Below are 1,501 nucleotides of genomic sequence, written 5' to 3' on the forward strand. Positions count from 1 at the left end.
AACACCAATAGCAACTTTTACTGATGGGAAAACGCACTGGCAAGAGAAGGTTGAATTGCTCAACCATATCTGACAAAAATCGCGTTTGAAAAATAGGCAACTGTCAGGTCAAGTCTAAACTTATACACATATATAAACTTATACATATAAACGCGTTCTTTATTCGCAATATTTTGCTGATTCATTGCAAATTCCGCTTTATATACTCAATTATGTTCCAAACGTACGGTTTCAGTTAGGTAGGTCAAAGCATCTGATTCAACCAAACCTTGCGTGATTTCTTTAAAGCATTTTTTAATATGTGTTGTGACTATACCAATTTCTCCAGTACCTCCAACTTTTTGATCGTTTACACTTCTAATTGGTGCAATTTCTGCAGCAGTTCCACTAAAAAACGCTTCTTCTGCATTAATAATATCGTTTACTTTGAAATATCTCTCATGCACGGTATAACCACTTTCCCTTGCGATTTGAATCACAAGCCTGCGAGTAATACCATTCAAAATCGTTCCAAGTGGCGTGGTAATAATCTCATTATTTTTAACGATAAAAATATTTTGTGCCGCTCCCTCTGTTACATTCCCATTAACATCAAGTAACAGTACTTCATGATAATGAGTGCCCCTACGCTCCATCGTTGCTAACATGCTATTAACGTAATGCCCTGCAATTTTAGCATCACAGATAGTTGAATCAGGATGGATGCGAATATACTTACTAACCAACACATCAACACTATCTGCGGTCAAATAACGCCCCATTGGCAAACAGGCAATGATCACTTCTATTGGATGATCTTCTTTTGGTAATACCCCAACTCCACCCTCACCGTAATAGGCCAATGGTCGAATATAACAAGCATCGTAAGTATTCTTTCTAACCGTATCAATAACTGCTTGACACATTTCTTCAATGCTATAGGGAGAGCTCATCCCCAATGCACACATAGAATAATTAAAGCGCTGCATGTGCTCTTTTAGTTTCAATATCGCCGTGCCCTTTACTGTTTTGTAAGCTCTAATGCCTTCAAATACAGCTGTCCCATAATGTAGAGCATGTGTCATTACACTAGTAACCGCTTTTTCTTTTTCCACAAAAAGACCGTTTTGCCAAATGTATGCTTGTTCTATCACTTAATTTTCTCTCCAACTAGGTTCTGTGAACCAAAAAAGCTACATAATATGTAATTAGGTTAATTTAGTTCAAAAATTATTTGAAAGCTTACAATCCTTCCTTAAGTTGAAATATAATTTAGAAAACAAAAAAGGATTGCAAAATGCATTATCACATAAGTGATTAAGTTTGGAAAAAGATTTATACATTTTTACAAACAGTAACGCCCTGTTCAACTTTTTGAGGTTGAAGCTGGGAGGCAGAGATTGCATAGCATGAGGAAAAGCTTTAGTTTTTAATTTGGATAACAAAACTGGAAGCGCGCCTCATGCTATTAGAAGACTTTATCATTTCTGTGTATTGTTTGGTAGATAATGAATTAAAAAAG

General features: G+C 35.9%; 1 protein-coding gene. It reads right to left on the reverse strand.

Annotated elements, in window-relative coordinates:
- Positions 1 to 206 precede the first annotated feature (206 nt).
- Positions 207 to 1,133, reverse strand: a complete 927-nt coding sequence (locus DNJ77_RS09815; protein ID WP_116964870.1) for a branched-chain amino acid transaminase — start codon at positions 1,131 to 1,133, stop codon at positions 207 to 209.
- Between the last annotated feature and the right edge of the window lie 368 nt (positions 1,134 to 1,501).

It is taken from the genome of Fastidiosibacter lacustris (assembly GCF_003428155.1).
Classification (GTDB): domain Bacteria; phylum Pseudomonadota; class Gammaproteobacteria; order Francisellales; family Francisellaceae; genus Caedibacter; species Caedibacter lacustris.